Origin of the sequence: Bradyrhizobium campsiandrae (assembly GCF_014529705.1) — a bacterium.
GTDB lineage: Bacteria > Pseudomonadota > Alphaproteobacteria > Rhizobiales > Xanthobacteraceae > Bradyrhizobium > Bradyrhizobium campsiandrae.
In genome coordinates, this window is record NZ_JAANIH010000012.1 from 126,163 (window position 1) to 138,799 (window position 12,637).

General features: G+C 64.0%; 9 protein-coding genes. 6 read left to right on the forward strand and 3 right to left on the reverse strand.

Annotated elements, in window-relative coordinates:
* Window positions 1–65 precede the first annotated feature (65 nt).
* Both G8O24_RS11535 and G8O24_RS11540 read left to right on the forward strand, forming a co-directional pair.
* Window positions 66–1,700: a thiamine pyrophosphate-requiring protein gene (locus G8O24_RS11535; RefSeq protein WP_188099245.1), complete on the forward strand. Its 1,635-nt coding sequence runs from the start codon at window positions 66–68 to the stop codon at window positions 1,698–1,700.
* Window positions 1,701–1,781: 81 nt separating this feature from the next.
* Window positions 1,782–3,743 (forward strand): GAF domain-containing sensor histidine kinase, encoded by a 1,962-nt coding sequence (locus G8O24_RS11540; protein WP_188099247.1) that lies wholly within the window; start codon window positions 1,782–1,784, stop codon window positions 3,741–3,743.
* A gap of 104 nt (window positions 3,744–3,847) precedes the next feature.
* On the opposite strand, the gene G8O24_RS11545 is transcribed toward G8O24_RS11540, so the two are convergent.
* On the reverse strand, window positions 3,848–5,437 hold the full coding sequence (locus G8O24_RS11545) for an MDR family MFS transporter (RefSeq protein WP_188099249.1): 1,590 nt from the start codon (window positions 5,435–5,437) through the stop codon (window positions 3,848–3,850).
* Between the two features lie 161 nt (window positions 5,438–5,598).
* The gene (locus tag G8O24_RS11550; protein ID WP_188099251.1) at window positions 5,599–6,114 is read right to left on the reverse strand and encodes a YcgN family cysteine cluster protein; all 516 of its coding nucleotides are present in this window, start codon (window positions 6,112–6,114) and stop codon (window positions 5,599–5,601) included.
* 295 nt (window positions 6,115–6,409) lie between these two features.
* On the opposite strand from G8O24_RS11550, the gene G8O24_RS11555 reads away from it, so the two are divergent.
* From G8O24_RS11555 to G8O24_RS11565, 3 genes are read left to right on the forward strand one after another with little or no spacing between them, the layout of a single operon-like run.
* Window positions 6,410–8,704, forward strand: a complete 2,295-nt coding sequence (locus G8O24_RS11555; RefSeq protein ID WP_188099253.1) for a transglycosylase domain-containing protein — start codon at window positions 6,410–6,412, stop codon at window positions 8,702–8,704.
* A 9-nt stretch (window positions 8,705–8,713) separates the two neighbouring features.
* Window positions 8,714–9,292, forward strand: a complete 579-nt coding sequence (locus tag G8O24_RS11560; RefSeq protein WP_188099255.1) for a DUF1214 domain-containing protein — start codon at window positions 8,714–8,716, stop codon at window positions 9,290–9,292.
* Entirely contained in the window at window positions 9,289–9,873 is a 585-nt protein-coding gene (locus G8O24_RS11565) for a DUF1254 domain-containing protein (protein ID WP_188099257.1), read from the forward strand. Before G8O24_RS11560 ends, G8O24_RS11565 begins: the two co-directional genes overlap by 4 nt.
* A gap of 353 nt (window positions 9,874–10,226) precedes the next feature.
* On the opposite strand, the gene G8O24_RS11570 is transcribed toward G8O24_RS11565, so the two are convergent.
* The gene (locus tag G8O24_RS11570; protein ID WP_188099259.1) at window positions 10,227–10,973 is read right to left on the reverse strand and encodes an alpha/beta fold hydrolase; all 747 of its coding nucleotides are present in this window, start codon (window positions 10,971–10,973) and stop codon (window positions 10,227–10,229) included.
* Between the two features lie 311 nt (window positions 10,974–11,284).
* Between G8O24_RS11570 and G8O24_RS11575 the strand changes: the two genes are divergently transcribed.
* Window positions 11,285–12,514 carry an NAD(P)/FAD-dependent oxidoreductase gene (locus G8O24_RS11575; protein WP_188099261.1) on the forward strand — a complete coding sequence of 410 codons (1,230 nt, stop codon included), beginning with the start codon at window positions 11,285–11,287 and terminating at the stop codon, window positions 12,512–12,514.
* Window positions 12,515–12,637 lie beyond the last annotated feature (123 nt).

Sequence of the window (12,637 nt, forward strand, 5' to 3'; positions counted from 1 at the left end):
AATTTCCTGATCCTCTCTCCTTCAATCGGCCGGACCAACCGGCCTGCCTCAGGGAGAGAGACGCCATGAAGCTCGGCACCGCCATTGCGGAAATCATGCGGCGCGAGGGTATCGAGATCCTCTGCGGTTATCCCGTCAATCATCTGATCGAGCATGCGGCAAAGGCCGAGATCCGGCCCGTGATGGTGCGGCAGGAGCGCGTCGGCCTGCACATGGCGGACGCGATCTCGCGGGTGACGTCGGGACGCACGATCGGCGCGTTCTGCATGCAGCACGGCCCCGGGGCGGAGAACGCGATGGGCGGCGTCGCGCAGTGCTTTGGCGAGTCCGTGCCGGTCCTGGTGCTGCCGATGGGCTATCAGCGCAGGCTTGCCCATATCGAGCCGAACTTCAATTCCAGCGAGGCGATGAAGCCGTTTGCGAAATCGTCCGAGCCGATCATCCTCGCCGCCGAGGTCGCCAACATCTTTCGACGCGCCTTCACCAGGTTGAAGAATGGCCGCGGCGGGCCCGTCATCGTCGAGATCCCCTCCGACATGTGGAACGAGGAGGTGCCGGAACCGCTGAGCTACACGCCGGTGCTGCGCACCCGCTATGGCGCCGACCCGGTGCATGTGAAAGAAGCGGCGAGCCTGCTCGTCAGCGCGAAGCGTCCGGTGATCTATGCCGGCCAGGGCGTGCATTATGCGCAGGCCTGGCCGCAGTTGAAGCGGCTTGCGGAGCGGCTCGCCATCCCTGTCGCCACCAGTCTCGGCGGCAAATCGTCATTCCCGGAGACGCATCCGCTGTCGCTCGGCTCCGGCGGCCTCGCAGTGCCGCGCGCGGTGCCGAAATTCCTTGAAGAGGCCGACGTCATCTTTGGCATCGGCTGCTCCTTCACCGAGACCAGCTTCGGCATCGCAATGCCAAAGGGCAAGGCCATCATCCACTCGACGCTCGATCCGAACCATCTCAACAAGGATGTCGAGGTTGGAATCGGCCTCGTCGGCGACGCCGGCCTCGTGCTCGATGCCCTGCTGGAGGAGGTCAACAAGACCGTCACCGCCGATCGCGATGCGTCGGCCGTGGCTGCCGAAATCGCGGCCTCGCACAAGGAGTGGCTGGCGAAATGGATGCCGAAACTCACCAGCAAAGATGCGCCGCTCAATCCCTATCGCGTGCTGTGGGATCTCCAGCACACCGTCGACATCGACAACACCATCATCACCCATGATGCCGGCAGCCCGCGCGATCAGCTCTCGCCGTTCTGGAAGGCGGTGACGCCGCTCTCCTATCTCGGCTGGGGCAAGACAACGCAGCTCGGTTATGGCTTGGGGCTTGCAATGGGTGCCAAGCTCGCCAAACCAGACAAGCTCTGCATCAATGTCTGGGGCGATGCGGCGATCGGATTCACCGGCATGGATTTCGAGACCGCGGTGCGCGAGCGCATCCCGATCATGTCGATCCTGCTCAACAATTTCTCGATGGCGATCGAATTGAAGGTGATGCCGATCTCGACCGAGAAATATCGTTCAACCGATATCTCGGGCGACTATGCCGCGATGGCACGCGCTTTCGGCGGCTATGGCGAGCGGGTGACGAGGCCTGAGGACATCGTTCCCGCCATCAAGCGCGGCATCCAGAAGACCAGGGAAGGCGTGCCGGTGCTGCTGGAATTCATCACCAGCAAGGAGACCGAGGTGTCGCGCCCGGGCACCTGAGGCGGGCGCTGGCTCCGCCCGCAGAAGATGTGATAATCCGGCCCGGGGCCGCGCCTGCCGCGGCACTCAGCCGGATCGCGAATGACCATCCCATCCAACGACATCGCCGGGATCGACGAGCTCAAGCGGCAATTGCAGGCGGCGGTCGCCGAGAACGCGCGGCTGCGCGACCGGCAAAATGCCAGCGCCGAGATCTTGCGCACGATCGCCGCGTCCCCGTCGGACGCCCGGCCGGTCTTCGCGGCGATCGCGTCCAGCTCGAAGCGCCTGCTCGGCGGCTTCTCGGCCACCGTGCTCCAGTTCATCGGTGATGAGTTGCATCTCGTGGCGTTCACGCCGACCAGCCCGGAAGCGGACGAAGGGCTGAAGGCGTCATTCCCGAGGCGGATCGAGGATTTTCCGACCTTCGCGCTGGTTCGCGGCGGCGAGACGATCCAGTTTCCCGACACTGAAGCCGCTGACGTCCCGGAGCTGAACCGCGATCTCGCGCGCCTGCGCGGCTTCCGCAGCGTGCTGTTCATGCCGCTGATGAGCCACGGCGCCGCGGTCGGCATGATCAGCGTCACGCGCGTTGAACCCGGCGCGTTCGCGCCCGACCTGGTGCAGCTGCTTCACACCTTTGCCGACCAGGCCGTGATCGCGATCGAGAATGCGAACCTGTTCAAAGAAACGAAGGAGACGCTGGAGCGCCAGATCGCCACGGCGGACATCTTGAAGGTGATGGCGGCCTCGCCCTCCGACATGCAGCCGGTGTTCGACGCCATCGCCGCCAATGCCAACCGGCTGATCGGCGGCTACTCCACCGCGGTGCTGCGCTACATCGACGGCGCCGCGCACCTTGCGGCCTTCACGCCTGGAGATCGCGAGGGCGACCGCGTGCTGCAAGCGTCGTTCCCGATGCCGTTCGCACAGTTTCCGGCCTACCAACTCACCGCCAACGGTGAATCGGCGCAACTGCCCGATACCGAGCTCGAACCGGCCGCGCGCGACATCGCCCGCGCCCGCGGCTTCCGAAGCATGCTGTTCACGCCTTTGATGAGCGAAGGCGAGGTCAAAGGCGTCATCATCGCGACGCGGCGGACGACGGGAAGCTTCGCCGAGCATCATGTGCGGCTGCTGCAGACGTTCGCCGACCAGGCCGTGATCGCGGTCAAGAATGTCAGCCTGTTCAATCAGGTGCAGGCCCGCACCATCGAACTCGCCAGATCGCTCGACGACTTACGGGCGGCGCAGGACCGGTTGGTCCAGACAGAGAAGCTGGCCTCGCTCGGCCAGCTCACCGCCGGCATCGCGCATGAGATCAAGAACCCGCTGAACTTCGTCAACAATTTCGCCGCGCTCTCCACCGAGCTGACGGACGAGCTGAACGAGACACTTGCACCCGTCCCGCTCACCGACGATGTCCGCAGTGAGGTCAACGAGCTGACCGGGATGCTGAGGGACAATCTGCAAAAGGTCGTGCAGCAGGGCAGACGCGCCGATTCCATCGTCAGGAACATGCTGCTGCATTCGCGCGAGGGCGGCGGCGAGCATCGCTTGAGCGACATCAACGTGCTGGTCGAGGAGAGCCTCAACCTCGCCTATCACGGCGTGCTCGCCGAGCAGCCGCAATTCGACGTCACGCTGGCACGCGCCTTCGATCCGGCGGCCGGTTTGGCCGAACTATTTCCGCAGGAAATCACCCGGGTGCTGCTGAACCTGGTCTCGAACGGGTTTTACGCGGTGGCCGAACGCAAGGCGGGTGCGGACGCCAGTTACGAGCCGGTCGTGACCGCGGCGACCCACGATCGCGGCAATGCCATTGAAATCCGCATCCGCGACAACGGCACCGGTATTCCGGACGAGGTGAAGGCGAAGATGTTCAATCCATTCTTCACCACCAAGCCGGCGGGCAAAGGCACCGGCCTCGGGCTGTCGATGAGCCACGACATCGTCGTGAAGCAGCACGGCGGCACGATCGACGTGGAGACGCGTCCGGGCGAATTCAGCGAATTCATCATCTGCCTGCCGCGCAAGAGCAGCTTCTCGCATGGAGGCGGCTAGAGCGTTTTCGAGCAAAGTGGCTACCGGTTCGCGTGAAGAAAACGCGTCAAAACAAGAATCCAGGGCCCCGTTCCGATTCCATCGGAACGGAAACGGCTCCAGGCCTACTCCGCCATCTCGACAGGTTGCGACGTGGAGGGACCGGCCAGCGGCCGCTCCTCCATCATGATCAGACAGAGCGAGGCGGTGGCCATAAGCGCCGTCGCGGCGGCGAAGACGTAGCGGAAGGCATGCCGCATGTCTTCAACGGGAATCGCGGGGATGCTGCCTGCAGCGTGATGCTCGCCGGCCAGCGGAATGTCGGCGCCGAGCGCGATCAACAGGATGGCGGCGAAGGCGGCGACCGTGAACGAGGACATCAGCGAGCGGAAGAAATTCATCGCGCCGGTGATGGTACCGACCTGCGGCCGCGCCACCGAATTCTGCAGCGAGACCACGCAGACCGGGAAGGTCGTGCCGAGGCCGAGCGCGAATGCAGCCATCAGGGTCAGCAGCCCCCACAACGGCAGCGTGGTGACGGTGAGACCGAGCGCGCACAGTGCCGCCCACGACGTGCCGACAATGGCGACGCGCTTGTAGTGCTTGGCGCGCGCCATGGTGCGGCCGGCGACGGCCGCGCCGACGGTCGACACGGCTGCGAGCGGAATCAAGGCCAGCCCCGCCTCGCTGGCGGTGAGGTGATAGACCGACTCGTAATACAGCGGCAGCTGCACGGTGAGGCCGGTGATGGCGCCGAGGCCGCAGCCGCCGGCAGTCAGCGCGAACGGCGCAACCGACCCTGATAGCAACGGCAACGGCAGGAACGGCTCCTCAGTGCGGCGCGCATGCCAGACGAAGGTCAGCGCCAGGGCGACGGCGCCGCCAATCATCGCAAGAACGGTCGGCGACAGCCAAGGATAACGTGTACCGCCCCAGGTCAGCACCAGCATGAAGACGACGGCGGAGGCCATCAGCAGCACGCCACCGAGCCAGTCGACCTTGCGATGGCGATGGAACACCGGGATCTTCTTCATCTTGGGCAACAGCAGCGCGAGCGCTGCGGCCGCGAGCGGCAAATTGATCCAGAAGATCATCGACCAGTGTAGATGTTCGGCGAACACGCCGCCGATGACCGGGCCCAGGATGCCGCCGACCATCCAGACGCTGGAGAAATAGGCCTGGTACTGGCCACGCTCGCGGGGCGAGACGACGTCGGAGATCACGGTCTGCACGACTGGCATGATGCCGCCGCCGCCGAGCCCCTGCAGGCCACGCGCCAGAATCAGCATCGGCATGCTCGGCGCGACCGCGCACAGGACCGAGCCGGCGATGAACAGGCTGAGCGAGGTGATGATCATGGCCTTGCGGCCATAGATGTCGCTCAGCGTCCCGAACACCGGCGCAACCGCGGTCGAGGCGAGCAGGTAGGCGGTGATGACCCAGGACAGGTTCGAGACGTCCTGGAACTGGCGGCCAATGGTCGGCAGCGCCGTCGCCACGATGGTCTGGTCGAGGGCGGCCAGGAACATCGTCAGCATCAGGCTGATGACGATGGTGCGGACCTCGTCCTGGGACAGCGGCGCCGGTGGCGAGATCGGGGGGGCGTCGCTGACGCTGATGACCTCGCCCGGAAGGCGGGTCAGCTCCTCGGCGATGTCGTCAGGCAATGTTTGGAAATCGGCAGACTCGCTGCTCTGCCGTGTGAACTGGTTCATCTCGGGCTGTCAGATCGGGCGTGTTGCGGTGCAAAGCCGCGAAAGATTCGTTCTATGAAGCCAATTTAGACAGCAATTTTGTGCTCGGGCAGGCACCGCGGCGCATGGGTGCATCCCGCCCTCGGGTCATCCCGAAGGCGTGATGAGAGGTGGCCGGCCGATCAGCCCTTGGGACGTCGCTTCAGGCGTGCCCGCTTCGGCACCTGCCCCGGCCATTGCACGAGGTAATGCTCGAGCTCGCTGTCCGGGATGTCGGCCTCGCTCCCTGCGACCCGGCCGCGCACGGAGACGCCGGCCTCGTGGACCGTATTGGGATCGCCGGAGACCAGAGGATGCCACCAATAGAGATCGCGGCCCTCGGCGACCAGCTTGTAGCCGCAGCTCGGCGGCAGCCAGGACAGGGTGCGGACCTTCTCCGGCGTCATGACCACGCAATCTGGAACGTGGTCGAAGCGATTCGCGTAGTCCTTGCAGCCGGCCGTGCAGGAATCGAGCATCTTGCAGCTGACATCGGTGAAGTAGATCTCGCCGGTATCCTCATCTTCGAGCTTGTTCAGGCAGCAGCGGCCGCAGCCGTCGCACAGGCTCTCCCATTCGGCCCGCGACATATCCTCCATCTTCTTGGTTTTCCAGAAGAATTCGTCCTGGTCCGACGGTGATTTGCGAGCTGCGGTCATGCGCCTGTTACTGATCCAAAGAGCTGCGGCCAGCACCATCTAGGGCGGGCCGCCCGAAAGCTGCAAGCAACGCCCCCGAAAGACCCGTAATGAACCGGGGTTCAATGAGGTCTGTTGTTCAAAATTGCGAGCCTGACCATTGGTTTATAGGCCCCGCTCGGCTAGAAGAACAGCAAGTCCCCGCTAGGTGCGCGAAACGGGCGCCTTGGGTTTGCCGCAACAATCCCACAAGACGTCTCGATGCCGCCCCGGCCGGGTGCTTGAACGCTGTCGAAGCGAGCCTCAAGGGTTCTAGGTGGTCCAGATCTCGCCATCCAACTGGAAGAGTCGTATCAGGAACTTCTTCCTGGACCTCGATGCGCGCATCGACTCCTCGCTGTTCTCTTCCGCCAAAGGCATCCGCGAGCTCTACGAGCGCTACTCGACCTTCATGGACCGCTTCTATGTCGGGCGGTGGAAGCGCTGGGTGTTCATCGAGCCGCTGTCGGAGGCCGCAACCATCGGCCTCGGCGGCATGGTGCTGATGCTGATCCTCGCCATCCCCGCGTTCCGCGAGACCGCGGACGAGGACTGGTTGAAGAAGTCCGACCTCGCGGTGACGTTCCTCGACCGCTATGGCAACCCGATCGGCAGCCGCGGCATCAAGCACAACGACTCGATCCCGCTGGAAGATTTTCCCGACGTGCTGATCAAGGCGACGCTCGCCACCGAAGACCGCCGCTTCTACGAGCATTTCGGCATCGATATCGCCGGTACCGCGCGCGCACTCGTCACCAACGCGCAAGCCGGCGGCGTCCGCCAGGGCGGCTCCTCGATCACCCAGCAGCTCGCCAAGAATCTGTTCCTGAGCAACGAGCGCACCATCGAGCGCAAGATCAACGAGGCCTTCCTCGCGGTCTGGCTGGAATGGCGCCTGACCAAAAACGAGATCCTCAAACTCTACCTCGACCGCGCCTATATGGGCGGCGGCACATTCGGCGTCGACGGCGCGGCGCATTTCTACTTCAACAAGTCCGCGCGCGACGTGACGCTGGCCGAGGCCGCGATGCTCGCCGGCCTGTTCAAGGCGCCGACCAAATACGCCCCGCACATCAACCTGCCGGCCGCGCGTGCCCGCGCCAACGTCGTGCTCGACAACCTCGTCGATGCCGGCTTCATGACGGAGGGCCAGGTGTTCGGCGCCCGCCGCAATCCCGCCTTCGCCGTCGACCGCCGCGACGAGGCCTCGCCGAACTACTATCTCGACTACGCCTTCGACGAAATGCGCAAGCTGGTCGACACCTTCCCGAAATCCTACACCGAGCGCGTCTTCGTCGTGCGCCTCGCGATCGACACCAACGTGCAGAAGGCGGCGGAAGACGCGATCGAGAACCAGCTGCGCCAGTTCGGCCGCGACTATCACGCAACGCAGGCCGCAACCGTCGTGTCCGATCTCGACGGCGGCATCCGCGCCATGGTCGGCGGCCGCGATTACGGCGCGAGCCAGTTCAACCGCGCCACCGACGCCTATCGCCAGCCCGGCTCGTCGTTCAAGCCTTACGTCTACACCACGGCCCTCCTCAACGGCTTCACGCCGAACTCGGTCGTGGTCGACGGCCCGGTTTGCATCGGCAATTGGTGTCCGCAGAACTATGGCCATTCCTATTCGGGCTCGGTGACGCTGACGCAGGCGATCACGCGCTCGATCAACGTCGTGCCCGTGAAGCTTTCGATCGCGATCGGCCAGAAGGAGCAGCCGAAGGCGCCGAACCCGGCCAAGATCGGCCGCGCCAAGATCGTCGAGGTCGCGCGCCGCTTCGGTATCAAGGCGCCGCTGCCCGACACGCCGTCGCTGCCGATCGGCTCGGACGAAGTCACCGTGCTCGAGCACGCGGTCGCCTATGCGACCTTCCCGAACCGCGGCAAGGCGGTGACGCCGCATTCGGTGCTGGAGGTGCGCACCGGCGCCGGCGATCTGGTCTGGCGCTGGGACCGCGACGGCCCGAAGCCGAGGCAGGCGATTCCTGCGAATATCGCCGCCGACATGGCCGGCATGATGAGCCACGTCGTCAGCGAAGGTACCGCGCGCCGCGCCGCGCTCGACGGCATTCCGACCGCCGGCAAGACCGGCACGACCAATGCGTACCGCGACGCCTGGTTCGTCGGCTATACCGGCAATTTCACCTGCGCGGTCTGGTACGGCAATGACGACTACTCGCCAACCAACCGCATGACCGGCGGCTCGCTGCCGGCGCAGACCTGGCACGACATCATGGTCGCGGCGCATCAGGGCGTCGAGATCAGGGAAATCCCCGGCATCGGCATGGGCCAGAAGCTGCCGCCGCAACCGAGGGACGCGAACGCGCAGGCCAGCGCGGCACCGAAGGTGCTGGAGACCAAGCCCGGTCCGCCGCCGGTGCTGACCAAGCGCGGCGCCGACATCCTGGTGCGCGTCGAGAAGCTGCTCGACGACGCGGCGAAAACTGCGACCAAATCGACAGCCAACGACAGCCAGCCGGCCAAGCCGGCGTCGTCGACCAGCGCGCTCGCCTTCCCGCAGAATTATGCGGCGGAGGAGAATGCCGGCGCATCCACCCCGCGCAAGAACTGATCTGATCCCGTGCGGCTGATCCTGATCACATTGACGGCCCTCCTGCTCGCGACCGTGGTCGGCGTCGGCGCCACCTGGATCACGACGACCCGCGGCACCGAGATCGGCGCGCTGACCATCGGCGCCTGGACCGCGCGCCCCCGCACCGGCACCGCCGACGTCGATCCCTATTCGCGCGCCACCATCGTGCGCAACGGCGAGCTGCCGATCGGCACCGGCGACGGCGTCGCCTTCACCGCGACCACCGACGACAAGAAGAAGGCGCTCGACGGCCGCTGCGACGTCGTCGTGTCGGGCGTGACGCCACCGGCACGGTTCTGGACGCTGACGCTGTACGACCGCAAGGGCCACCTCGTCGCCAACTCGCTGCAGCGCTACGGCTTCACCAGCCAGGAGATCGTGCGCGCCTCGGACGGCTCGTTCGAGATCCACATCGCCGCGCGCTCGCGCGCCGGCAACTGGCTGCCGACCGGCGGCATCGAGCGCTACGCGCTGATGTTCCGCCTCTACGACACGCCGGTCGGGGTTGCGACGCGCACCCAGCGCGACGCGCCGATGCCGACGATTGCGACGGTGGGCTGCTCATGATCCGCCTGGCGTTCACCATTGTTGCCGGCGTGGTGCTGGGCCTCGTGGTCCATCTCGTCAGCGTGCTGGCGCTGCCGCGGATCGCAACGCAAGACGCCTATTCGCGGCTGACGCCGATGACCAAGCTGAACGGCGTCACGCAGCTGCCGCTCGCCGACCCGCAGACCTCGCCGATGCCGTTCATGGACCCGGCCTTCGCGCTGGCGATCTGCCGCTATGACCTCACGGGCGGGCCGATCAAGCTCACCGTGCCGGTGAGCCAGGCGTATACGTCGGTGTCGTTCTACACCCGCAACGAGATCGCCTATTACGCCATCAACGACCGCTCGGCCGGCAAGAAGGTGATCGAGCTCGATTTGATGACGGAAGCGCAGCACAACGCCCTGCCCGAGGACGAAGAAGTCACCGCGGCCGATCGCCTGATCATCGACTCCCCGACGAGCACCGGCCTGATCGTCATGAAGGCACTCGCCGCCGAGCCGGGCCTGATGCCGCAGGCGCAGGCCAGTTTGCAAGCTGCAACCTGCGCGCCGCAAACAGAAGCGCCCGCAAAGGCCGAGGCGCCGCGCGGCCGGCGCTGAGGCGCCCTCAAAGCCAAGCCGGCGAAAACAACCCCATGCACAGTAGCGGGGGCATTGAAGCGATTGGCGATTTTGGCTTCGTGCCGAAGCAAGCGCTTCAGAGAGCCGACGCACCCTGTTCGCTCGAAATTTTCCGCTTTGACTCGTCGGGCAAAACACTGGCAGAATGGCATCATCGACAGATCGCAGCACCCGCTCGGAGCAATCCGTTGCGGGTGCTTTCATGTTGGTGCTCGCCCTCATGGGACGTTCGCATGTTGAAGCCTTGCACCACTCGGCGATCGAAGCTTGCAATTCCCTGACGCAACACGGTGTCCGCGTCGTGTCCTGCTTGGCCGCCGGACGCGGCTTATCTAGTCCAGCTCTGCCAGGAACGAGTTGATCGCGTCAGCACCTTGCTTTGGTTGCTGGCACATCCACCAATGACCCGCCCCTTGCAAAATAGCGACCTGTGCACCCGCGCGCTCGGCACAATTTCGCGCGAGCCTCTCCCCGCCGCAGTAATGGTCTTCGGTCGCGATCAGCGCGAGACCGGGTCTAGCGGCTGCGCGCGGCAAACCCGCTCCAAGATTGCGCATCGCCGGTTGCGCGGCCGATCGGTACAGCGCCAGGATTGCTCTTCCCAATTCTGCATTCGCACCAGCAGCAACCTTTCGGGCGATCGCCTCGCTCATGCCCAGGCTTTCGAACCGCTGGGCTCGCTCCTCGACCCCCATGCTGCGCCCCTGCGCAACCGCTTGTTCGCCGGCTTGCGGCGTTTGCCAAACCCGCGCCATCTCGTGCCAGACATAATCGGGGTCGAAGATCCCGAGAATATCGACCGCCCACGATCGTATCAGGCCGGGATATTCCATTGCGATCCGCATAACATGCCCGCCGCCCCAGTCGTGCCCGACGAGATCGGTCGGTTGTGCCAACTTGCCGAGTTCGGCTGCGAGCCAGTCACGGTATGCATCAGTGGTACAGTCAAACCCTGAAGGGATGGCTGTCCCAAACCCGGGTGGAGACAGACGGACGATATCTTGGTCGCGCAGATGCGGGACGAGATCGTCCCATATCGCCTCGGTCTCAGGATTCCCGTGCACAAGAACGATTGTCATCGCGGTTTGCTCCCCAATATCGTTCAGTCATTAGCATGGTCGCCATTTGCATCAGGGCGTGGCGACCGCCTATGAGACACCAGCCGACAGCGATCAGCAATGGCGCTCGCAGGCTCACCATCACCGGCGGAGTTGCACAAAAGTTCGGCTCCGCTTTCGGTTGACTCTGTTTTGAACAGACATTTCAATCTTGGTCGTGGCGAGCTCTATTCAGGCGACCCTGTTTTTTTGTCGCCAAGGTCATCTCGCACTCTGATTTTGTCATCGCGACTGATTGCTCTGGTTTTATTTTTTGATCGATTGGAGAACACATGGCTGATTTGGCGCCGGATGTCGCCATTGTTGGCGGAGGAATTGCGGGTGGCGTTTTGGCCACCATGTTGGCCAAAAATGGTCTGGACGTCGTCGTTCTGGAACGTGAAACGACTTATCCTGATCGGGTCCGCGGCGAATACATGCCGCCTTGGGGAGTCCTGGAGTTCAAACGTCTGGGGCTTCTCGACATTCTTTACGAGAACGGCGGGCTGCACGTTGAGCGCAACATTCCCTATGATGAAAACTGGTCACCCGAGGTGGCCGAGGCTCGGGCACTCGACGTCTCCAAGCTGTTGCCTGACGTCGCTGGCCCTCTGTGTATCGGTCATCCGACGATGTGTAACGCCTTCTCCATCTCGGCAAGGGCGGCCGGCGCGAAAGTCCTGAACGACATCAAGAACGTCGAAGTCACGGCAGGTAATCGGCCGACCGTATCATTTGTGTCAGATGGATCACCGATCCAACTCAAGCCGCGCCTCGTCATTGGCGCCGACGGGCGCAACTCCACTGTGAGAAAGCAGCTCGGCTTGCCGGTTCTCGCCGACGAACCGCACAATCTCATCGGCGGAATGCTCGTTGCGAACGTTCCGGATTTCCCGCGAAACATACAGACAATGGGGACTGAGGGCAGGCTCCACTATCTGATCTTTCCGCAAGGCAACGATCTCGTCAGGCTTTACGCGGCCTACGACTTTTCCGATCGAGCGAGTTTTGCCGGGCCGGATCGAGAGGCGAGGCTCCTGCAGGCCTTCCGGTTGAAATGCCTGCCCTATGCGCAGGCTGTCCTTGCCGGCACCCCGATCGGCCCCTTCCATTCGTTCTCTAACGAAGATCATTGGGTGGACGATCCGACCGCACCTGGCGTGGTTCTCGTCGGCGATGCCGCCGGGCATAACGATCCCATTACTGGCCAGGGAGTATCCATTGCCGCACGAGATGCCAGGATCGTAAGCGACATCCTTATCTCGAACAAGAATTGGAATCAGGCTGACTTCTTGCCTTATGTCGAGGAAAGACGAGAGCGGATGCGCCGGTTGCGAATTGCGGCACGTCTCGCAACAAAGCTGAGGGTGGAGTTCGGCGAAGAAGCCAGAGCCCGAAGGGCGCGGGTTGCCGAACGTATGCGCGATCGCCAGTTGTCTCCTCTTCCGGTGTCACTGGTCGGGCCAGAGCGCTTGCCCAACGAGGCTTTTTTACCGGAGACGATCGAGAAGCTCATAGCGTGAGCGTTGCGCAGCCCGCCCTGCCCCCATAAGATTACCGACATCGAGAGGCAGCCTTGGAAAGAGACGAGCTCGAGCACCTCGCCGGGTGCCCGTTGCAGCTGAACTTGGAGGACAGTTCGTGCA